Below are 21,299 nucleotides of genomic sequence, written 5' to 3' on the forward strand. Positions count from 1 at the left end.
CTGACCAACACAAGGCACCACCGCCGCCCAAGAACTACGGAGCGGACATTTCAACACTCATCCGCATGATCGAGGCAGGAGAGCTTTGATCCCGTTTCAACCCACTTTTACGAATAGCCGATTTCTCTGGGTGCCAGCCACGCGCGGGCCGGTGGCATTCCCGTGATCGATGTTGCCAACCTGTTTCAGGCGGTGCAGCAGGTGGTCAACGACATCACGCAGATCAACAACCAGATCCAGCAGATCAAACATCTGCAGACCCAGATCGACAGCATCAACGGCATGCGGAGCCTGGGCGACGTATTCAACAACCCGCTGCTCAAGAACTACATCCCGGCCGAGGCCTACACCTACCTCAACGCCATCAACACCTCGGGCTACAGCGGCCTCAACGCCACGGCCAAGGTGCTGCGCGATGTTGGGATGCTCTACAACTGCATGGACCGAACCGGCGATGCGCGTACCGAGTGCCAGGCCACCCTGGCGCAGCCTTACCAGCAAAAGGGGCTGTTGCAGGACGCCATGAAGTCGGCCGCCCAGCGGCTGGACCAGATCCAGTCGCTGATGACCCAGATTAACGCCACCACCGACCAGAAGTCAGTGCAAGAGATTCAGGCCCGTATTGGCGCTGAAAACGCCCTGTTGGCACACGAGTCCTCGCAAATCCAGATGCTGCAAGGCATGGCCGACAGCGAGGAGCGCATCGCCCGATCCCGTGAGCGCGAGCGCCAGTACCAGATGCTGGGCCGGACCGGCAAGGTCTCCGACTTCCTGCCGTAACCACCACCCCACCGGAGTCCCCCATGAGTGCCATCCTGATGTCAGGTGAGGCCGCCGCATGGCCGAAACGGCCCAAAACGCCCCCTCCGGCGCCCGAAGCAACATCGCTTCAAGCCAACCGGGACTGGGAAATCGACCGCGCCTTGATGCTGGAGCGCTCCGAGCGCCGGGCCTGGGCGGCTGCTGCTGCCGGTCTGGCGATTGGCCTGATCGGCATCGCCGCCGTTTTCGTTCAGGGGCCGCTTCGCAAGGTGGTGGAGATCCCCATCGTGGTGGACCGGGTCACCGGTGAAACGACCATCCAGCAGCGCCTGAGCGAAGAAACCATTCCCGCCATGGAGGCGCTGGACAAGCACAACCTGGCCACCTTTGTGCGTTCCCGCGAGGCCTACAGCTGGATGTTCCTGCAGCGGGACTTTGACCAGGTGGCCCGCATGGCGGTGCCCGCCGTCTTCGCGGAATACAACCGGCAGTTCGAGGGCGATGTGGCACTGCAGAAGAAAGTGGGCTCCACCGAAGAGTGGCGGATCAACATCGTTGGTGTGAGGCTGCGCGCATCGGGCCGCAGCGGTAACCAGAGCGACGCCACCGTCACCTACGACAAGGCCGTCCGCATGACCGACCGCAACCTGCCGGACGTGACCACCCGGCACGTGGCCAGTGTGGTCTACCAGTACCAGCCCAAGGTGCTGGCCAAAGAGTCGGACCGGTTGGAGAACCCGTTTGGCTTCGTGGTCACGGCCTACCGCTCAGACCCCGAGATCAACACACAAACCACGGGAGTGAAGCCATGAACCTTCTGGTACTTCCCATGGTGCTGGTCTCATTGACCCTGACTCCTCTGCATGCCTCGGCGGCGCAGCCCACAGACAAATCCGATCCGCGCCTGCGCGAGGTCGTCTATGACGCCGACGCGGTGATCACCGTTCCGGTCAAACGCGGCATGGTGACACTGGTGGAGTTCGACAAGGGCGAGGTCATCACCGAAGTGGCCGTGGGCCAGGGCGGTGATTGCAGCAAGCCCGATGCCGCGTGGTGCGTGGCCGCCCAGCCGGGCGGGCGCCACCTGTACGTCAAGGCCAAGAGCGCGGCCGATGCACCCAACAACCTCGCGGTCATCACCGACCGACGCTCACACACGCTGCGCTTCGTGGTCCTTTCGGACAGTGACCGACAGACACCTGTCTATCGCCTGTCCATCCGGTCCCCCAAACCCGCCGCCGCCTCGCCCAGTCCGGCGCAGAGGGAACTAGCCGCGCTGGCGAGCCTGCCGCCGATCCCGCCCCCACCGACGGCCCAGCAGATCGTGGCGGAGCGTCTGGCGGCCAAGCCAGCCGTGCTCAACACCCAGTACGCGCTGGCCGAAGGTGCCGGTTCGGTAGACATCGTTCCCACACTGGTCTACGACGACGGTCGGTTCACCTACCTGCGCTTCCCAGGCAACCGCGAGGTGCCCGCCGTCTTCCATGTGCTGGGCGACGGCAGCGAGACCCTGGTCAACGCCCGCATGGAGGACGACATGCTGGTGGTGGACCGTGTCAGCCGCCGCCTGATGCTGCGGGCGGGGTTGGCCGTGGTGGGCATCTGGAACGAAGCATTTGATCTGGAGGGATCGCCGGCCAAAGGTTCCACCACCGTGCCCGGTGTGCAGCGGTTGTTGAAGACCGATCCCTCCCATTCACCCTCCAGCACGGGAGCAAAGCCATGACTGAACTACCCATGGGTTCGTCGGCGCCAAACGACGATCCATCGCCGCAGGACAGCGGCAACACCATCAGCCCCCTGCCTGGCGAAGCGGGTATTCCCAACGTGGCCCGCCGCCAGCCCCTCAACCTGTCCTGGAAGAACATCTCGGTCATCGGCCTGGTGGTGACCATGGTCGCAGGCATGAGCGGCCTGTATTTGTACCGCTTCATCGACCACAACAGCGATGCAGACAAAGACAAGTCGTTGCTGAGAGACCGCCCCTCGGCCGCGGGCACTGGCACCCGCCAGCTGGACATGACACAGCCTGTGACGCCTCGTGTGCCTGCGTTGATTCCAACACCCGCAGAAGCGGCCGACCCCATCGGGTTGCGGAACACAGGCACGGCCACACCGTCGGGACCAAAGGCCCTTTCGCCGGACGACGCACCAGTGCTGGTGGTGTCGTCCCGCCCGGGCGGCGTCGCTGGCGCCAACGGTGACACCACGCAATCGTCCAACGATCCAGCGGCGACCACGTCCAAGCAACTGCAGGACTACCAGCGCCGACTGCAAGGGCTTCTGGACAACCTGACCCAGGGCAATACCGTTCCAGGAGGTCTGGGAAGCTCAGGTGCGGAATCAACGCCGTCACCTGACACCGGACCTAGCCTTCGTACTGCGGCGGCCAGCCTGTTCGGCGGCGACTTGCAGGGCTCCGCCACACCCCGGGTGAAAGCCACCACGCTGGGCGACCGCAGCCTCACCCTGCCCAAGGGCACAGCTTTCACCTGTGCACTCAAGACCCGAGTCATTAGCGCCACCTCCGGCCTGGTCGGCTGCCAGGTGCAGCGCGACGTGTACAGCGACAACGGCAGGGTGCTGCTGATCGAGCGCGGATCGCACCTGGACGGCGAATACCGCATCGCGTCGGTACGGCCCGGCACGGTTCGCATTCCTGTGTTGTGGACCCGCATCCGTACGCCGAATGGCGTCACGGTGGACGTTGAGTCGCCCGGCACGGGGCAATTGGGCGAGTCGGGCATCGACGGCCATGTGGACAACCGATGGGGCGATCGCATTGGCGCCGCCATGCTGCTTTCCCTGATCGACGACGCGGTCAAGCTGGTCATCCAGAACCAGATGCAGGACCGCGACGCAGACACCATCGTCCTGCCCTCCACCACCGAGAACACCAGCAAGCTGGCCGAGAAGGTGCTGGACAGCACCATCAACATCCCGCCGCTGATCTACCAGAACCAGGGCGGCATCGTCGGCATCTACGTGGCCCGCGACGTGGACTTCTCATCGGTCTACGCACTGCAGCCGGTCGAACGATGAACGCCCTGCTCTTCACCGAAGACGCCCAGCCAGACGGCTGGTGTGGCGACGCGACCTCGGTGGTCGAGTTCCTGCGGCCGCTGCGCGAACAGCTGGATGCTCCGGGTGTGCTGGAGGTCTGCGTGAACCGCCCCTGCGTGCTGCAGGTGGAAACCGTGCAGGGCTGGCAGCAGGTAGACGCGCCCAACATGACGCAAGAACGCTGCCTGTCGCTGGCCACAGCCGTGGCCACCTACTGCGACCAGCAGATCAACCAGGAACGCCCCCTGCTGTCGGCCACGCTGCCCAGCGGGGAGCGCATCCAGTTCGTCATTCCTCCAGCCGTGACGCGCGGCACTGTGTCCATCACGGTGCGCAAGCCATCGGAGCTGATCAAGCGGTTGGACGACTTCGAAAGCGACGGCCTCTTCAATCGAATCGATGAACGCGCTGAAATGGGTGACGATGACGACGGCCTTCAGCCTTTTGAAAAGCAGCTGCTCGCGTTGAAATCGGCTGGTCGTTATGCGGAGTTTCTGCGGCTCGCAGTGCAGAAGCACCAGACCATCGTGGTCAGCGGCAAGACCGGATCTGGCAAGACCACCTTCATGAAAGGCCTGGTGGAGGAAGTGCCGCACCACGAGCGCCTGATCACCATCCAGGACACGGCAGAACTCACCCTGCCCAACCACCCGAACGTGGTGCACCTGTATTACAGCAAGGACGCACAGGGCACAGCACGCGTCACGGCCAAGTCGCTGCTGGAAGCCTGCCTGCGCATGAAGCCCGATCGCATCTTCCTGGCCGAGTTGCGCGGCGAAGAGTGCTTCTCTTTCATCCGCCTGGCCGCTTCCGGTCACCCCGGCAGCATCACCAGCGTGCACGCCGGCAGCTGTGCTCTGGCACTGGAACAGATGTCGCTCATGATCCGCGAGAGCAGCGCCGGCGGTGGTCTGCGCCTGGACGAGATCAAAGGCCTACTGGGCATCGTGATCGACGTCATCGTGCAGTTCGGGCGCGACGAACGTGGGCGCTTCATCTCCGAGATCGCCTACGAGCCGCGCCGCAGGCGTTTCGCCTCCGACGACAACCATTCTGGCAACGCACCCGATGCTCAAGCCAGCCTGTTTGACGGGGCGCAGACATGAGCGCGTCCTTGGCCCTGCCCATGGCGTCCTGGCCAACTGCTCGGAAGGTGGCGGCCAGCGTGTTCATGCTCTTCGGGTTCGCTGCACTGGTGTTCGCGGCCCTGTACCTGTCGGCCGTGCTGTTCCTGGTCTTCAGCAAGGCAAACCCCAAGCTTGCGGGCTGGGACAGCATCCTGGGCTATTGGCAGCTGTATGCCGATGTGCCAGTGCTTCGGCGGCGGATGGTCACGGCCATCGGCATGGCTGGCTTTGTCACGCTGATCGTTTTTCCGGGCGCCATGTACGCCGCCAGCCGCCCGCGCCGCGCCTTGCATGGCGATGCCCGCTTCGCCTCCACCGCTGAAGTCAAGCGCGCCGGACTGCTGCTGACCGATCAGCAAACCAACACCCCGAGCATCCTGGTCGGCCGCTTCCATGGTCACTTCCTGGCTCTGCCCGGTCAGCTCTCCGTAATGCTGTCCGCCCCCACCCGCAGTGGCAAGGGCGTCGGTGTGGTGGTGCCCAACCTGCTGAACTGGCCGGATTCGGTGGTCGTGCTCGACATCAAAGGCGAGAACCACGCGATCACCGCAGGCTACAGGGCGAAGCACCATCAGGCGGTCTACGCCTTCTCACCTTTCGACGAAGAAGCCCGCAGCCACCGCTGGAACCCGCTCACCGCGGTTCGCACCAGCCCCCTGCACCGCGTCGGTGACCTGTTGGGCATCGGCCAGGTCTTCTACCCCAACGACGGCAGCGGCACCTCGTCCGAAGCCTTCTTCAACGACCAAGCCCGCAACCTCTTCCTCGGTCTGGGCCTGCTGTTGCTGGAAACGCCTGAGTTGCCCCGCACGGTGGGCGAAATGCTGCGGCAGTCTTCTGGGCAAGGGCGCCCCTTGAAAGAACATCTCAGCGGCCTGATCGAGCAGCGCAAGGAAGCCGGCAAGCCGTTCACTGATGAATGCCTGGATGCCCTGCAGCGCCTGCTGTGCAATTCGGAAAACACCTTGTCCAGCGTGGTGGCTACGTTCCATGCACCACTGACGATCTTTGCGGATGCGGTGGTCGATGCCGCCACCAGCGCCGACGACTTCGACCTGAGCCAGTTGCGCCGCCAGCGCATGTCGGTCTATGTGCGCATCCCGCCTCACCGCCTGGCCAATGCCCGGCCGCTGCTCACCCTGTTCTTTTCCCAGCTCGTCAGCCTCAACACGCAGCACCTACCGGAGCACGACCCGTCGCTCAAGTACCAGTGCCTACTGGTCAACGACGAGTTCACCGCCATGGGCCGGGTCGGGATCATCACCCACTCCGCAGCCTTCCTGGCCGGCTACAACCTGCGCCTGCTGACCGTGGTGCAGGCCATGTCGCAGCTGGACGCGGTCTATGGCGACAAGGAAGCCCGCACCTTCGCCACCAACCACGGCCTGCAGATCCTGTTCGCCCCGCGCGAGCAGCGCGATGCCGACGAATACAGCGCCATGCTGGGCCACTTCACGGAGCGCGTCATGTCCCGGGGGCGCAGCCGCTCCTTCAGCGGACAAGGTCACAGCACCATCAGCCGCAACGAAAGCGAGCAGCGACGATCTCTGCTGTTGCCGCAAGAGTTCAAGGAACTGGGTACCGAGCGGCTGGTGGTGATCTGCGAGAACTGCAAACCCATCCTCGGCGAAAAGATCCGCTACTTCCAGGACCGGGCGTTCACCTCACGCCTCCTGCCTGCACCAGAGGTAGCCGTCATGAAGATGGACCTCCACCAAGCCAAGGTGCAGCAGCGTTGGAGATATGCAGACGAAGAACTCGACGAAGAAAGCAGCACCCTCGATGTCGATGCACTGGTTCACGACATTCATCTGCCCAAAGAAGTTCTGAACGGTTCCATCGACAAAGCGGCCGACGCCTGCCTCAATGCCTTCAAGGTAGAGCCAAACACCCCATCCGCTGGTGGATTCATCGAGCCCGCAAGCGATGAATCAGCTCTCGGCCCGATCACTGAAACACCACCGGATGAAACACGCGAATTGACCAACATGGGAGAACGCTCATGACCGCCCAGATGCCCCGCCTCGTCCTGTTCGCCATGTACTCCGCAGTGCTCGGCGCCTGCACATCGCCACCGAAGCCGCCCACAGTGGACGAATCACAGAAGCGTCCAGCGAACGCACAGATGGCCGTTGAACTGCAGGTCTGCAAGAACGACCTGCAAAACACCCGCATACAGGCCAACGAATCCGACCGCCTCGCCGAAACCACAAGCGCTACGCTGGTCCACATGGCCGCGCGCCAGCAGTTGATGGCGGCGACCCTGGAGAAAGCGCAAGCCAACAGCGTTCGCATCGTCCACTTCGGATTCAACAGCACCAGGGTTTCGATCCCTTCCGAAGAGGCATCGGCACTGGTGGAGGAAGCCAAGGCCGCGCCACTCGTGGTGCTGAGGGGCCGCACCGATGGCACCAGCGACTCATCGGCCGAAAGCCGCATCGCACAAGCGCGGGCCAACGCCGTGCGTGACTACCTGGTCGCAGCCGGCGTGGACCCCGCTCGCATCCGCACCACCCACCAGCCCAGCGGCGACCACCTTGCCGACAACGGTAACCCGCGCGGCAGGAATCTCAACCGACGCGTCGAGATCGAGGTGTACCGGGCGCCACCGGTCTCCGTCCAGGCCTCCGCCACACCCAAACCCTGACACCCCCCTCGTGCTGAAAAAAACCACCCAAGGAGACCACCATGGAAGACGGAACTACACCGGCCCGGCGCGCGGATCCACCCACGGCAGATACAAGTGCCACAGTGGGCGGCACAGTGGAGCCCGCAGATCGAGCCGCCATCGCCATCCGGACGTTTCAGACACCCGAGCCTGAGCCGGCCGAACGGTACGAGCTGCGTGACCCGTTCGCCGAACTCACCTATCGCACCGACCGCTATCAGGACATGGTGGCCAAAGCCGATCAGCTCGGCGCCAACCGGTTCGTCGTCGTGGATGTGCGCGGGCAAAAGTCCTTCGTTCACAAGGTCGAGGGCCAATGGAAGCGGGATGGAGCCCGTGATATCCAGCCGCCGGCAACTGGCCCGCAAGCAAAACCGGCGAAGACAGATCAAACACGCCAGACAGCAGATTCGAACGTCATCCCCCTGCCCACCAAAGACAAAGAGATCGCCCCCGAAGCATCCGACCCGCAAGCCAGCACCCGCATGGACACCCAGGTCGAGCGTGAAGCCCTCGTCGCCCGGCTGGAGGCGGCGCTGATGGACCGGTACATCATCAAACGCGCCCCGGTCACCCTGGGCGATGTGAGCATTGGCCTGACCGAATACCGATTCAGGGGAGACACCTCACGCGTCGCGTTCACCGAATCCACCTTCCGGTTGGCCACCGACACGAACAGCCCCTCTGTGGCCCGTTCCATGGTTGATGTCGCTGAGACCCGCAACTGGCACTCCCTGCGCATCACGGGCAGTGAGGATTTCAGGCGCCTCGTCTGGCTGGAAGCCGCAGCACGCGGCGTCAAAACCCTGGGCTACGAGCCCAACCCAGCCGACCTGGAACGGCTCAAGGTGGAACGGGAACAACGCCTGAGCAACCGCATAGAACCCGCCCGCGATGCCTCCACCGCACAAGGCGCCAACACCTCAGACAAGCCCTCTGGCCGCGGCAGCGGCGGACGTAAGACCGTTCTGGCAGCCATTGAGGCCATCCTGGTTGCCAATCGGGTGCCCGAGAAAAGACGTGAGGCCATCATGGTGGCGGCAGCCGAGAAGCTTGCCCAGCGCACACGCGACGGTCTGGTGCACAGGGTCAAGGTCTACGACAAGAACGCCCCCTCTCAGCGTCCTGTCGTGGCACCTCAGCAGGTACCACAACGCTCGCGTGACCGGGCGGCTCCCACACGCTGAGGCTTGCGCGGTGGACGATGCCCCCGAATCAACGGCCACCTATTGGATAGGTGATCGCCGCTGGGCAATGCATGCGTCCGGCTTCGCCGATGCCATTGCCGAGGCCTACGCGAACCACCAGCGCCCCCGCTGTTTGTGTCGTCCAGCCGGCGATGGCATCGAGATGTACGTGGCCCGCTTGATGAACGGGTACATCGTCAAGCGCATGCCCAATACCGGGAGTCAGCATGCCACCTCGTGCCCATCCTATGAACTGCCTGCGGATCTGTCTGGCCTGGGCCAACTGGTCGGCACTGCTATTGTGGAGAATCCCGCCACGGGTGAAACGGCATTGAAGCTCGATTTCCCCCTGTCCAAACTGCCCGGCAGATCGTCCCAACCTCCCGCCGCCAGCACCTCGCCCAACATCGCATCCCAAGGCCAGAAGCTCAGTCTGCGCGCCCTGCTCCACTACCTGTGGGACCAGGCCGAACTGACCCACTGGCACCAGGGCTTCACGGGCAAGCGAAACTGGGCCATCGTCCGCCGGCACCTGCATTCAGCCGCAACGCACAAGTTTGCACGTGGCAGCGCACTGCAGAACCGCCTGTATGTGCCCGAAGTGTTCTCTGTGGAGCATCGCGACCCCATCAACGCGCGCCGCCTTGCCAAATGGACCAGCGCCTTGGCGCATCCAGGAAAGCCCAGCCAGCTCATGCTCCTGATCGGCGAAGTCAAAGAGATCGTGCCGTCACGGTACGGTTTCAGAGCGGTCATCAAACATGTCCCCGATCAAGCCTTCGCCATCGACGAGCGCTTGTTCCGCCAGCTGGAGCGCCGATTTTCAGGAGAACTGGCACTTTGGGGGGCCTTCGATTCCATCCATCTGGTCATGATCGGAACCTTCTGCGTCAGCTATTCGGGCCTTCCCACCATCGATTCCCTGTCGTTGGTCACTTTCACCCAGGAGTGGATTCCGGTGGACAGCCCCCATGAGGCCCACCTTGTCCGGTCCCTGGTCAACTGCCGGCGAAGCTTTTTGAAGACCCTTCGCTACAACCTGTGCGCAGGCACCAGCATGGCCAGCGCCGTGCTCACCGATCTGGGCGATCCGTTCGAGTTGCACATCGCAACGGAAAGCGACACTCTCGAAGAAAACCCGCTGGAGGGATCCAACACCCGCAACCAGCCAGCCCACCACTGGGTATGGCACCCATCCCAGCAGCCTCTTCCCCCGTTCCCAACCGTCAGAACGGAAGCCCTCGCCTGATTGGACGCAGCGCAATCGAATTGCGCTGGATTGCTCCCGCGCATCTCAGAAGCCGCCTGCAATCTGGGCGAATTCACCCCACGCCCGCCAACCCATTACGCCCATGCCGAGTCCACTAAACTCAGAGGCAATCTGTTTTGCAACGTCTGCAGAAATCACCAACAAAACGACGGCTGAACATGCAAGGGAGCAAGCGTTCCAATTTCGATCTGCTCAAACCCTATGAGCAGCAGCTCTGGCGTCTGGGCGCCCTGGCGGAGCGGTACTTTTCAGACGACCCGAACACCAGTCTGCTCAAGCTTCGCCAGCTCGCCGAACTGCTGACCCAGACGGTCGCCGCCCGGATCGGCCTGTACACCTCTGCCGAAGAGTCCCAATACGACCTGATCCGGCGCCTTCAGGCCGATGGTTTCCTGCCTCGGGAAATCAAACAGCTGCTGGACCAGATTCGTGTGGCGGGCAACGCCGCCAACCACGCGCTTGAAGGCAACCACGCCAAAGCACTGACTTCCCTTCGGTTCGCCTGGCAATTGGTGCTCTGGTTTCACCGCACGTTCAAAGATCCCGAATACCGCTCCGGCCCGTTCCTGCCACCGACACCGCCCGCTGACGAGGGCTCCGAACTTAAAAGCCAGCTGGATGAGCTTCGCCAGGCGGTGGTCGAATACCAGTCCAGGCACGAGCAGGTTCAGAACCAGCTGACCCAGGCTCAGTCGCAACTCTCCACCCTGGCTGAAGAGCGCACGGTGTGGGAGCAGGTCGCCACCGAGGCCGAAGAAGCCAAAGCACAACTCGGCCAGCGCCTTGAAGCCCTGCAGACGGAAGTCAAGGCGGCTCCGCAATTCAACAAGACCCAGCTGCTCTCGTTCGCCACCGCAGCCGCCACGCAGGTGGTGCTGGACGAATCCCAGACCCGGCGCCTGATCGACGAACAGCTGCGCCAGGCTGGCTGGGAAGCCGACACCGAAGTCTTGCGCTACAGCAGAGGCACCCGCCCGGAGCGAGGCCGCAACATCGCCATCGCCGAATGGCCCTGCGAGGGCTACTCGGCCGACTACGTGCTGTTCCAAGGTCTCACCCCTCTAGCGGTGGTCGAAGCCAAACGCGAGGCCAAAGACGTATCGGCCGCTTTGCAGCAGAGCAAACGCTACAGCCGCACCTTCGGCGCCAGCTCAGAGACCTTTCTCCACGAAGAAAACTGGGGCGAACGCGGCGAGTTCCGCATCCCCTTTGTGTTCGCCACCAACGGGCGCCCCTACCTTCGCCAGCTGGCCACCAAGAGCGGCATCTGGTTCTGTGACCTTCGCCGCCCAGAAAACCTCGCCCATGCGCTGGACGGCTGGTACTCGCCGCAGGGTCTGCAGGTCCTGCTCGCGCGTGACGAAGCCCGTGCAGACCAGGAACTGAGCAACACCGCCTTCAACTACGGCTTCCCGCTGCGCCACTACCAGCAAACCGCGATTCAGGAAACCGAGCGCCGCATCAGCCAGGGCCAGCGCGAAATCCTGCTGGCCATGGCCACCGGCACCGGTAAAACCAAAACCTGCGTCGCGCTCATCTACCGCCTGCTCAAGGCCAAGCGTTTCCGTCGCATCCTGTTTCTCGTGGACCGTTCAGCACTGGGCATCCAGGCCGCCAACGCCTTCAAAGACACCCGCATGGAACGCCTGCAGACCTTTGCGGACGTGTTTGGCATCAAGGAATTGGACGAACAGATGCCCGACGAGGACACGGGCGTCCAGGTGGCCACCGTGCAAGGCATGATGAAGCGGGTGCTGTTTCCGGCCGATGGCGTGGCGCCCCCCACCGTGGACCAGTTCGACTGCATCGTCATCGACGAATGCCACCGCGGCTACACGCTGGACCGCGAAATGTCCGACACCGAAATGGCCTTTCGCGGGTTTGACGACTACATCTCCAAATACCGCCGGGTGCTCGACTATTTCGACGCCACCAAGATCGGCCTCACCGCCACTCCAGCGCTGCACACCACCGAAATCTTTGGCGCCCCGATCTATTCGTACACCTACCGCGAGGCCGTGGTCGATGGCTTCCTGGTGGACTACGAGCCACCCATTCAGCTCTACACCGAGCTGTCCACCCACGGCATGACCTGGCACGTGGGCGAAGACGTCAAGGTCTACGACGTCACCAAAAACCAGATCGACCTGTTCAAGGCGCCCGACGAGATCAAGCTCCAGGTCGAGGACTTCAACCGCAAGGTCATCACGCGTCCGTTCAACGAAGCGGTGTGCCAGTACCTGGCCCAGGAGCTGGACCCCAGCGGGCGCCGCAAGACGCTGATCTTCTGTGTCAGCAGCAGCCACGCCGATCTGGTGGTCGAAGTCCTCAAAAAGGCCTTCGAAACTCAATACGGTTCGGTGGAAGACGACGCCGTCATCAAAGTCACCGGCGACGCCGACAAGCCCCTGGAACTCATCCGCCGCTACAAAAACGAGCGCCTTCCCAACGTGGCGGTCACGGTGGACCTGCTCACCACCGGCATCGACGTGCCGGAAATCTGCAACCTGGTCTTCCTGCGCCAGGTCAACAGCCGCATCCTCTTTGACCAGATGCTCGGCCGCGCCACCCGCCTGTGCGACTTTGACGGCGAAGCCAAAGACAACTTCCGCGTCATCGACGCCGTCCGCGTGTTCGAGAACATTGGAAACATGACCGCCATGAAACCCGTGGTGGTCAACCCCAAGCTCAGCTTCTCGCAGCTTGAAGGCGAACTGCTCACCGTCGCCGACGATGCGGCCCGCGAACTGGTGCGCGACCAGTTCCTGGCCAAGTTCCAGGTCAAAAAGCGCCACCTCAAAGGCAAAGACGCTCAGGACTTCGAGACCAAGGCCGGCATGTCGCCCGACGACTTCGTGAAAAAGGTCCGGGCACTCCCCTTGAACGAACTGGCCAAGTGGTTTGCCCAGCACCCCGACCTGGGCGAAATCCTCGACCGCAAGCACGAAGGCAACGGCCAGGGTATGTACGTCTCGGACCACCCGGACCAGCTTAAAAACGTCGAACGCGGCTACGGCAAGGCCACCCGCCCCGAGGACTACCTCAAGGAATTCAAAGCCTTCATCGAAAGCCACGGCAACGAACTGCCCGCGCTGCTCACCGTGCTCACACGCCCGCGCGACCTCACCCGCCAGCAGCTCAAGGAACTGGTGCTGGCGCTGGACAAGGCCGGCTACACCGAGGCCCGCCTCGCCACCGCCTGGCGCGAACTCAGCAACCAGGACATTGCCGCCCGCATCATTGGCTATATTCGCCAGGCCGCCGTGGGCGATGCCCTGCTCCCCTACGCCGAGCGTGTGGACCACGCCCTGCAAAACCTGCTGGCCAAACCGCCCGGCGGCGTTGCCTGGACCAACCCGCAGCGCGACTGGCTCAAACGCATCGCCGCCCAGACCAAAGCCAACCTGCTGGTGGACCGCGCCGCGCTCGACGACCCCGACCTCATCTTCAAACGCGAAGGCGGCGGCTTCAACCGCCTCGACAAAATCTTCAATGGCCAGCTCCAGCCCGTGCTGGAAGCCTTTAACGATGCGCTGTGGGCACCGCCGCCCCAGTCTGCACAACGCTGAACCCGAACCCCATGTCCAACCCCAATGCTGCGCTCGACATCGGCGCCAAGCTCTGGTCGCTCTGCAACGTGCTGCGCGACGACGGCGTCACCTACCACCAGTACCTGAGCGAACTCACCTACCTGCTGTTCCTGAAAATGATGCAGGAGACCGGGCAGGAAGAACGCCTGACCGTGTTCAAGTCGCCCAAGAAAGGCGAGCCCAAGCTGTTGCAGCCCGGCGTGCGCTGGGCCGACCTGATCAGCGCCTCCGCGCCCGACCGGCTCGACACCTACAAGGAAATGCTGCTGGACTACGGTTTGCACGGCCAGGGCGCCGTGCAAGCCATCTACGCCAATGCCAACACCTTCATCACCAAGCCCGCCACGCTGAGCAAGCTCGTCACCGAAATTGACGCTCTCGACTGGTACAGCGTGCAGCGCGACGACCTGGGCGACCTGTACGAAAACCTGCTGGAACGCAACGCCACCGAAAAGAAAAGCGGCGCCGGCCAGTACTTCACGCCCCGCCACCTGATCGACAGCATCGTCACCGTGCTCAACCCCAAGCTGGGCGACGTCATCCAGGATCCAGCGGCTGGCACATGCGGATTCTTGATCGCCGCCAACAACCACCTGCGCAAATACAACGACTTCGACAGCCTCAAGGAAGAAGCCCAGCGCCGCTACCGCCACGACACCTTCTACGGCATGGAGCTGGTGCAAGACACCCACCGTCTTGCGCTGATGAACATGCTGCTGCACGGCATTGAAGGCGGCGTGGACTACGGCGACACCCTGAGCGAGGACTACCGCAAGCTCCCGCCTGCCACGCTCATCCTCTCGAACCCACCCTTTGGCACCAAAAAAGGCGGCGGTCTGCCCACCCGCACCGACCTCACCTACCTCACCAGCAACAAGCAGTTCGCCTTCCTGCAGCACATCTACCGCAGCCTCAAGCCGGGCGGCCGTGCCGCCGTGGTGCTGCCCGACAACGTGCTCTTTGAAAGCAACGTGGGCACCGATATCCGCCGCGATTTGATGGAGAAGTGCAACCTCCACACCATCCTGCGCCTGCCCACCGGCATCTTTTACGCGCAGGGCGTCAAGACCAACGTGCTCTTTTTCACCAAGGGCGAGAAGGACAAGGGCAACACCAAAGAAGTCTGGGTGTACGACATGCGCGCCAACATGCCGCAGTTTGGCAAGCGCACCCCGTTCACCCGCGACTACTTCCGCACCCCGGCAGACGCCCCCGCCAGCCAGCCGCGCGACAAGTTTGAAGACGTGTTCGGCGACGACCCGAAAGGTGGCCCCGCGGCACTGGCCCAACGCGTGGACACGGGCGAAACCGGCCGCTGGCGCAAATTCACCCGCGAACAGATCGCCGCCCGTGGCGACAACCTCGACATCACCTGGCTCAAGGATGACAGCGCCGAAACCGCCGAAGCCCAGCGCGACGACCCCGCCCTGGTAGCCCGGCTGCTGCAGCGCGAGCTGGGCGGCGCCATGACCGAACTGCGCTCCCTGCTCGAAGAACTGGGCGAAGACCCCGACGCCGCGCTGGACGACCTGTTGATCGACGAAACCGGACAAGAGGCCCAGGCATGAGCGCCGCGCCGGGCCGCTCCCAAGCAAGCTCGCACCGTAGCCCGCAGGGCGAAGGTTCGGCAGTGAGCCAGCTCACGCCCACCCCGGCCGACAGCCTGCACGCCGAACTGCGCGCGCTCATCGCCAGCAGCCGCCAGCGGCTGGCTACCGCTGTCAACGCCGAACTTACCCGCCTGTACTGGACAGTCGGCCACCGCCTGAACGCAGAAGTGTTGGGCGGCGAACGTGCCAGCTACGGCGCCCAGCTGCTCGACCAGCTGGGCAAGCAACTGTCCAGTGAGTTTGGTCGCGGCTTTGAATCCCGCAACCTGCGCCGCATGGTGAAGTTCGCCGAGGCGTTCCCCAGCGCCGAGATTGTGTCGACACTGTCGGCAAAATTGAGCTGGAGCCACCTGGTGGCCATCGTGGCCCTCAAAACCCCGGAAGCCCGCCAGTTCTACGCCCACCATGCCGCGCAAGACGGCTGGAGCGTGCGCGAGCTGAGCCACCAGATCGATCGCAAAGCCTTCGAGCGCTCGGAGATCGCCAGCACCCATGCCCCCGCGCTGGCGGCCACGCCGCTCCAGGTTTTCAAAGACCCCTACTTCCTGGACTTCCTGGGCCTGCGCCAAGGCCACGACGAAGCCGACCTCGAAGCTGCGATCCTGCGCCAGCTCGAAGCCTTCATCCTTGAACTGGGCCGGGGATTTGCCTTTGTCGAACGCCAAAAGCGCATGGTCATTGACGGCGAAGATTTCTACCTCGACCTGCTGTTCTTCCACCGCCGCCTGCGCCGGCTGGTCGCCATCGAACTCAAGCTCGGCCGCTTCAAGGCCGCGCACAAAGGCCAGATGGAGCTGTACCTGAAGTGGCTGGACAAACACGAACGCCAGACCGGAGAAGAAGCACCCATCGGCCTCATCCTCTGCGCCGAATCCAGCCGCGAACAAGTGGAACTGCTGCAGATGCACAAAGACGGCATCACCGTGGCCGAATACTGGACCGAGCTGCCCCCAAAGGCCGAACTGGAACAGCGGCTGCACGAGGCGCTGGTGGAAGCACGTGAGCGGCTGGCGCGGCGTGGGCTGCTGCTGGAAGGTGGCAACGATGAGTGAACTGCCAACCGGCTGGGTGAAAGTGCCAATTGGTAGCTTCGCGCGAATTGTCGGCGGAGGCACTCCGCCGTCAAAAGACCCCGCAAACTTTGCGAAGCCCGGGGAAGGTATTCCCTGGATCACGCCAGCAGACCTGAGCGGGTACCGAAGCCAGACCATCAAATGCGGCTCTCGCGATTTGACGCCGGTCGGTCTGGCCGCATGCGGTGCTACTTTGATGCCTGCAGGTACTGTTCTTTTTTCAAGTCGTGCACCCATCGGCTACGTTGCGATTGCGGCGAACGAAATTGCAACCAACCAGGGTTTCAAGAGCTTTGTTCTCCCGGGTGGCTTCGACCCTCGCTTCACCTACTACCAACTCAAGCACCTGAAGCCAGAAGCGGAGGCAATCGCGACGGGTACCACGTTCAAAGAGCTTTCAGGTGCTACAGCCGCAACACTTCCATTCCGAGTCGCGCCGCTGCAGGAACAAGCTCGAATCGCCGATCTGCTCGACACACTTCTGGCTCGCATCAACGCCTGCAGTGACCGCCTTGCCGCCATCCCTGAGCTGATCAAGCGCTTTCGACGAGCGGTGTTGGATGCAGCAACTTCTGGGCAACTCACCTCCGACTGGCGAGACAACTCAGGCGGCTGTGCGCAGTGGTCGCCCACCACCGTTGGAGAGGTACTCGTTGGAAAACCCCGGAATGGCTATTCGCCCAAGGCTGTGGACTTTGAAACGCCAGTCAGATCACTGACCCTGTCCGCTACCACCTCTGGAAAGTTTCTGTCACAACACACCAAGTTCATTGACGAGCAAATTCCAGAAAACTCTCACCTGTGGCTGGAGCCCGGAGACATCCTGATTCAAAGGGCGAATTCACTGGACTACGTTGGCGTAAGCGCAGTTTTTGATGGTCCACGTCGCACGTTCATCTACCCGGATCTGATGATGAAGTGCCGACCAAACGGGCGCATTCTTGGAAAGTACCTGTACTACGTTCTCAGCGCAGAGAGAACCAGAAAGTACTTCCGCGACAACGCCACGGGTACGGCGGGCAACATGCCCAAGATCAACCAGCAAACCGTCATGTCGGCGCCCTTCGACCTACCCACTCTCGACGAACAAGCAGAGATTGTTCGTCGAGTCGAAGCCGTCTCCAAGCTCGTTGAACAAATCGAAGCCCGTCACTCCGCTGCCGTTTCGCAATCCCAAAGACTCCCCCATCTGACTTTGGCGAAAGCCTTCCGGGGTGAGTTGGTACAGCAGAACCCGCAAGACGAACCTGCCAGCATCTTGCTGCAGCGCATCGCCGGCAAACAACCCGAGAAGCTGAAAACCACTCGTGGTCGGCCACGGATCAATAAGCCGGAAGACGTGGGGTTCCCGCCGGTCGCCCTGCCCGACTGGTCCACCTTGCCCTCTGGCGCATGGGCCGCACAGGTGCCCGCCGACGAACACACGGCCACCGCGCAGCTCATTGCGGTACTGAAGGCCTGGAACAGGCCCGTGCCCCAGGACACGGCACGCCTGGCCACCCTGTTGTGTCTGCAGCCAAGGCTATTGACCGCCGCACTGCCGGCAGAGCACACGACGCAATGGCGCCGGCTGGTGGGCGAAGCTGCGGACCCTCTGCCAGCGCAGGTGGTCACCCTGCAACCGGCCTTCAACACCCCCTGGCGCAATGCCATCAGCAAGATGCGCGCGCGCGGGGACCTGGTCGAATCCGCTGCCGGCGCGCAGAGCACCTGGGCGCTGGGGCCAGATGCGAAACGGGTAGACACATTGGGTTGGCCCGATGGCCGTGCAGGCTGGGTGGTGCACTACTTGCAAACGCACGGTGTGGAGGCGGTGTTGCCCACGCTGGCCACCGAAGTTCAGGAGTTTGTTCATGCGCGTGCAGCCTGAGCTGTTTGAGCCTGTGCCCCTGTCCGTCCCGTTGCCCCCCGGCGGTGAAGAACCAGCCCTTTGGGTGCGTCGGCTCACGATCTGGAAAGAACCCGGCCACCCGGTGCGCAGCATTGAACTGCGGCCCGGCCTGAACTTCATCTGGTCGCCCGACCCGGCCGACATGGGGAACCAGAGCGAAGCGGGTGAACTGGGCCACGGGGCCGGCAAGACCCTGTTTTGTCGCTTGCTGCGCTACTGCCTGGGTGAGGACCGTTTTGCGCCAGAAGATCAGCGGCTCAGCATCGGCACGGCCTTTCTAAACGGCTGGGTGTCGGCCGAAGTGGTGTTGAAGTGCTCGCCTTGGGCGGTGCTGCGTCCGCTGGGTGTGGGGCGCGGCCACTTTGCGGTGCAAGGGGTGTTGCCAGAGCAACTGTTTGAGCGCTTGCACGAGCCCACCGGCATGTCACCGCTGATCGATGCCATCGAACAGCAGGTGATCACGAAGAAGGTCACCGCCTTGATGCCGGTGGACCAGTTGCACGATGCCTGGCGAGTGGCGCTGGCTTGGCTGACGCGGGACCAGGAATGCCGGTTCGACCATGTGCTGGACTGGCGCGCGGCGGAGTCCAACTCGGAATCGCCCACCCGGTCCATGTCGCGCGGCCGTCTGCAGGACGCGATGCGGGCGCTGATTGCCGCCATCTCGCCGGACGAAATGCAGCTGCAGGCCGAAGCCAACACGCAAGGCGAAGAACTCAAGACCCGACAGAACGAGGCCGCCCGCTGGCAATGGTCCTGTGAGCACCTGCGCACCGATGTGTTGCGTTCGCTGGAACTGCCGCCAACGGCGGTGCCCGAAGGCCGCCTGGGCCTGGAAGCACTTCGCCACGCTGCACGGCAGAAGCTGGCGCAAGCAGCGAAAACGGACGACTCCGTGGACGTGTCCAACCTGGATGCCTTGCGACAACGTGCACGCGAAGCGGCCACGGTGGTGACGGATCTGGAGCAGCAACTGGCGGTGGCAAACAGCAACCTTCCTCTGCACGAGAGACTGCTGAAAACGCTGCAAGCGGAACTGCCGGCCAGTTCGGTGCGTGTGCGAGACGCTGAGGTGCCCGCCTGCCAGATTTGCGAAGTACCGATTGACCGTGCCTTGGCTGAAGGGTGCAAGCTTTCGCACAAACTGCCAGACCTTGACGGGTTGCGCCAACGGTACGAGGCGTTGCAGAAGCAGATCGATGAGAAAAAGACCGAGGTTGAATCAACCAGGACGGTCGTGATCACGGTAAATCGACAACTGCCCTCTGCGCGAACTGAGCGCGACACGCTGCAACAGGCATTGAAGAAGGCAGAGAAGCTGAGCGACAGCCGATCGACAGCCTGGAGGCAGGGAACAAAGAACCTGGACGACATCCAACGCCTGGAGCGCGACTGGCAGTCGTGGGAACAGGCACAGGAAAAGGTCGCCAAGCTTCAGGAACAGATCGAAACGAAGCGCGAGCGCCTAGGCGCTTACCGTGACCAGCAGGTTGAGGTATTCACCCGCCTGTCCATCTACTTCAACGCGATCATCAGGGCTGCGGTGGGGCCTACCGCTTCCGGCAAGGTCACGCTCGACGGCAATGGCATGAAGCTGGCAGTTCAGCTGGGCGGTGAGCGCTCTACTGCCGCAATCGAGTCGCTGAAGGTGATTGCCTTTGACCTGGCGGTGATGTGCATGAGCATGCAGGGGACCACCCGCCTACCGGCGTTTCTGCTGCACGACAGCCCCCGCGAAGCCGATCTGGGCCTGAGCGTCTACCATCGCCTGTTCGATGTGGTGAACGGGTTGGAAGGCTCCTCGACCTCGGCTTTTCAGTACATCGTCACGACTACCACGCAACCCCCACCCGCGTTCCAGCAGACGCCGTGGCTGCGTGAGGTGCTGCGCGGCGCGCCTCCGCAAGAGCGCCTTCTGCGCTGCGATCTGCCTTGAGCATCACCTGAAGGCCGGCCGAACTCGGCCTTCAGCGGGTCGGATGGATGTCCGGTGACGGTGTGGGTTGTTGGCGTGTCGGCTGTTGATCGGTTTGTTGCACTGGGTGTTGTCCGGCCTCTTGCGGCCGCTCGGGCCTCTTCTGTGAATCGGCCCCCTTGTTCGAGTCGGTCACGCCTCTCACAAAGCTGGCGATGTGTTTCGCCAGTTGCCTGTCTGTCGCCTGTCCCGATCCAGCCAGTGCCAGCCCGATCTGCACCCAGGCATCGACAGCAGCAGCCCTGGAGGCAAGCAGCTTCGGCCCGTCGGTCTTGCTCGCTCGGACCTTGCGCAATCGTCCATCTTGTTGTGCCTTCAGTCGCCACAGCTGATCCGGTTGATGGAACTTGGCGCGGGTGACTTGCCTTGTGGCCTCCGCTTCCACCCCATAGACTCTCAGCTTCTCAGCGAATGTTTCGCGCCAACGGTGCAGGTCGTTCTTGCGTGGGTTGAGGCGCTTGCCCAGCCGGGACACGGCACGCACGCTGATGTGCACGTGCGGGTTGGCTTGGTGGTCGTGCAGCACCATGACGTATTTGTGGTCGGCCAGCTCGGCCTGCGCAAACTCCCGCGCGGCGCGCTGCACGATCAGCGGATCGGTGCCGCGCGGCATCGACAGCATGATGTTGAAGGCCTCGCGCCGCTGGCCTGGCTCTGCGTCGTCTGGGATGCGCGCACCGCCCATGCGCCACTCATCGGCCAGGTGGTGCAGGCTGTCTTTGCCTTGCATGGTCTCCCCGCGCTGGTCTTCGATCTCCAGTCGTCCGTTTTTGCTGATGTAGCGAAAGTGCGCCGCAATGGCCGCCATGCTCCGCCCTCCCCCGGTGACCTTGACCATGACCTGAGGTGCGCGCCGCACGACGGTGGCTTCGATGCGCTGGCGGATGGCGTTGGCACGCTGGTGAGCGCCCGAAGCGCCCAGCTTGGGCTGGGGCCGAACCTGGACGATGCGGTTGCCTGGATAGAACAGGCGGTCGCCCCAGGTGATGAGGATGCCGTCGAGGTTGGCTGTGTGGGAAGGGCTGGGCAGGGTCGAAGGCACTGACGAATTGCCAGACGATGCAGCGCGTCGGCCGCCGGTAG

At 63.1% G+C, this 21,299-nt stretch carries 15 protein-coding genes; 14 read left to right on the forward strand and 1 reads right to left on the reverse strand.

The window, feature by feature from the left end:
- The first annotated feature begins 162 nt into the window (after positions 1-162).
- The 14 genes from L0977_RS15650 to L0977_RS15715 all read left to right on the forward strand — a co-directional run bounded on the left by L0977_RS15650 (position 163) and on the right by L0977_RS15715 (position 20,177).
- Positions 163-780: a type IV secretion system protein gene (locus L0977_RS15650; protein ID WP_234265789.1), complete on the forward strand. Its 618-nt coding sequence runs from the start codon at positions 163-165 to the stop codon at positions 778-780.
- Between the two features lie 23 nt (positions 781-803).
- Entirely contained in the window at positions 804-1,574 is a 771-nt protein-coding gene (locus L0977_RS15655) for a virB8 family protein (RefSeq protein WP_234265790.1), read from the forward strand.
- Complete coding sequence (locus L0977_RS15660; RefSeq protein WP_234265791.1) at positions 1,571-2,488, forward strand: TrbG/VirB9 family P-type conjugative transfer protein; 918 nt, start codon at positions 1,571-1,573, stop codon at positions 2,486-2,488. Before L0977_RS15655 ends, L0977_RS15660 begins: the two co-directional genes overlap by 4 nt.
- Positions 2,485-3,804: a type IV secretion system protein VirB10 gene (virB10, locus tag L0977_RS15665; protein ID WP_234265792.1), complete on the forward strand. Its 1,320-nt coding sequence runs from the start codon at positions 2,485-2,487 to the stop codon at positions 3,802-3,804. Before L0977_RS15660 ends, virB10 begins: the two co-directional genes overlap by 4 nt.
- Positions 3,801-4,931, forward strand: coding sequence for a P-type DNA transfer ATPase VirB11 (gene virB11, locus L0977_RS15670; protein ID WP_234265793.1), 1,131 nt, complete (start codon positions 3,801-3,803; stop codon positions 4,929-4,931). Before virB10 ends, virB11 begins: the two co-directional genes overlap by 4 nt.
- Entirely contained in the window at positions 4,928-6,958 is a 2,031-nt protein-coding gene (locus tag L0977_RS15675; protein WP_234265794.1) for a type IV secretory system conjugative DNA transfer family protein, read from the forward strand. The genes virB11 and L0977_RS15675 overlap by 4 nt, the downstream gene beginning before the upstream one ends.
- Entirely contained in the window at positions 6,955-7,599 is a 645-nt protein-coding gene (locus tag L0977_RS15680; RefSeq protein WP_234265795.1) for an OmpA family protein, read from the forward strand. The genes L0977_RS15675 and L0977_RS15680 overlap by 4 nt, the downstream gene beginning before the upstream one ends.
- Before the next feature lie 41 nt (positions 7,600-7,640).
- Positions 7,641-8,807 carry an LPD7 domain-containing protein gene (locus L0977_RS15685; protein WP_234265796.1) on the forward strand — a complete coding sequence of 389 codons (1,167 nt, stop codon included), beginning with the start codon at positions 7,641-7,643 and terminating at the stop codon, positions 8,805-8,807.
- A 10-nt stretch (positions 8,808-8,817) separates the two neighbouring features.
- On the forward strand, positions 8,818-10,056 hold the full coding sequence (locus tag L0977_RS15690; RefSeq protein ID WP_234265797.1) for a DUF1173 domain-containing protein: 1,239 nt from the start codon (positions 8,818-8,820) through the stop codon (positions 10,054-10,056).
- A 179-nt stretch (positions 10,057-10,235) separates the two neighbouring features.
- Positions 10,236-13,646 carry a type I restriction-modification system endonuclease gene (hsdR, locus tag L0977_RS15695; RefSeq protein WP_234265798.1) on the forward strand — a complete coding sequence of 1,137 codons (3,411 nt, stop codon included), beginning with the start codon at positions 10,236-10,238 and terminating at the stop codon, positions 13,644-13,646.
- A gap of 11 nt (positions 13,647-13,657) precedes the next feature.
- Entirely contained in the window at positions 13,658-15,235 is a 1,578-nt protein-coding gene (locus tag L0977_RS15700; RefSeq protein ID WP_234265799.1) for a class I SAM-dependent DNA methyltransferase, read from the forward strand.
- A complete protein-coding gene (locus L0977_RS15705) occupies positions 15,232-16,329 on the forward strand; it encodes a PDDEXK nuclease domain-containing protein (protein WP_234265800.1) in 1,098 nt (365 codons plus the stop codon). The genes L0977_RS15700 and L0977_RS15705 overlap by 4 nt, the downstream gene beginning before the upstream one ends.
- Complete coding sequence (locus L0977_RS15710; protein ID WP_234265801.1) at positions 16,322-18,220, forward strand: restriction endonuclease subunit S; 1,899 nt, start codon at positions 16,322-16,324, stop codon at positions 18,218-18,220. The genes L0977_RS15705 and L0977_RS15710 overlap by 8 nt, the downstream gene beginning before the upstream one ends.
- Positions 18,204-20,177: a chromosome segregation protein SMC gene (locus L0977_RS15715; protein ID WP_234265802.1), complete on the forward strand. Its 1,974-nt coding sequence runs from the start codon at positions 18,204-18,206 to the stop codon at positions 20,175-20,177. The genes L0977_RS15710 and L0977_RS15715 overlap by 17 nt, the downstream gene beginning before the upstream one ends.
- A gap of 31 nt (positions 20,178-20,208) precedes the next feature.
- Here the strand turns inward: L0977_RS15715 and L0977_RS15720 are convergent, their stop codons facing one another.
- On the reverse strand, positions 20,209-21,258 hold the full coding sequence (locus tag L0977_RS15720; protein WP_234265803.1) for a relaxase/mobilization nuclease domain-containing protein: 1,050 nt from the start codon (positions 21,256-21,258) through the stop codon (positions 20,209-20,211).
- Positions 21,259-21,299: the final 41 nt, after the last annotated feature.

It is taken from the genome of Hydrogenophaga sp. NFH-34 (genome assembly GCF_021401345.1).
GTDB lineage: Bacteria > Pseudomonadota > Gammaproteobacteria > Burkholderiales > Burkholderiaceae_C > Hydrogenophaga > Hydrogenophaga electricum.